Here is a 928-nt window from a genome sequence, read left to right as displayed (position 1 = left end):
CGGCTATGTGGTCGGCGGCGGCATCGAGCAGGGTTTTGCCGGCGGCCTCTCGGCCAAGGTCGAATATGACTATGTGCGCACCCCAGGCGTCGAAACGACGTCCGCCCTGGGCAAATCCAAGGCGACGATCGGCAGCCATGAACTGAAGGCCGGCATCAACTACCGGTTCTAGGGCAGGCCATGGGTTCCGTTGAACCTGTTCTGTATTCTGCTTGAACGACCTTGCGCGGCGCCCGGATGCAACGGGGCCGCGCGATTGCTTTGCCTCCATCCGCACCGTCATCGACGCATGTCGGCAGACCGCATTTGGGTGCCAGGTCCTGCGTAATGCCGATGCAATCTTCACGTCCTAAAGCGCGTCGCATCGAAACGGATCATGCGGCCCGCTTCAGGTTTTGTTTTGTGCATGTCGTTGTCCCAAAACCGGGACCGCTTTTGGGCGACATGCATTCGGTGCCGCGGATGACCTTGATGACGGGAATCGGATATGTCCAAACGCAGCGCAAACCATCTGGTGTGGATCTCCAAGGCGTTCTTCATCGCGATCGTGCTGGTGCTGACGGGATGCGCCTCCGACATCATGAAGAACTACATCGGGCAACCGGTCGAATCGGTCATTCTGGACTACGGGCCGCCGACCGCCGTCGTTGATCTCGGCCGGGGCGAGCGGGCCTATCAGTGGCGGAAAATATCCACCAATGCGGTTTCCGGAAGCTCCAGCGGCGAAGTTCGCCACACAAAACACGGAACCGTCTACGAAGAAACCGAAACGCCTGGCTATATCGAGCGCCAGGAATGCTTCTATACGTTCTATGCCCGCGCCTCGGGCGGCAGATGGTTCATCACCAATTTTCGTCAACCGAAGCTGGAATGCGAATGAATTGCCACAGCGTGCCGGCTGCCTGTGACGGAGAGTGCGCATGCGCAT

1 protein-coding gene is annotated in these 928 nt (G+C 59.2%); it reads left to right on the top strand.

From position 1 onward, the window contains the following. Nucleotides 1-487 precede the first annotated feature (487 nt). Entirely contained in the window at nt 488-880 is a 393-nt protein-coding gene (locus tag EN969_RS33035; RefSeq protein ID WP_013533622.1) for a hypothetical protein, read from the top strand. Nucleotides 881-928: the final 48 nt, after the last annotated feature.

Origin of the sequence: Mesorhizobium sp. M7A.F.Ca.CA.003.01.2.1, from assembly GCF_003998945.1 — a bacterium.
In the GTDB taxonomy this organism is placed as follows: domain Bacteria; phylum Pseudomonadota; class Alphaproteobacteria; order Rhizobiales; family Rhizobiaceae; genus Mesorhizobium; species Mesorhizobium ciceri.
Note: the sequence above shows the minus strand (reverse complement) of the source record. Positions and strands in the feature narration are given on the sequence as shown.